This is a genomic window from Geobacillus sp. WSUCF1 (genome assembly GCF_000422025.1).
Classification (GTDB): domain Bacteria; phylum Bacillota; class Bacilli; order Bacillales; family Anoxybacillaceae; genus Geobacillus; species Geobacillus zalihae.
In genome coordinates this window covers 1-220 of record NZ_ATCO01000314.1, presented here as the reverse complement: position 1 = coordinate 220, position 220 = coordinate 1, and the positions used below count along the sequence as shown (strand labels likewise).

General features: G+C 55.5%; 1 rRNA gene. It reads left to right on the top strand.

The features are described from left to right. Nucleotides 1-220 (top strand): 23S ribosomal RNA (locus tag I656_RS0117365); the annotation flags it as partial.

Genomic DNA, 220 nt, shown 5'->3' with positions numbered 1-220 from the left:
AATCCCGTCGGAAGCAGGGAGGACCATCTCCCAAGGCTAAATACTCCCTAGTGACCGATAGTGCACCAGTACCGTGAGGGAAAGGTGAAAAGCACCCCGGAGGGGAGTGAAAGAGAACCTGAAACCGTGTGCCTACAAGTAGTCAGAGCCCGTTGATGGGTGATGGCGTGCCTTTTGTAGAATGAACCGGCGAGTGACGATGGCGTGCGAGGTTAAGCCG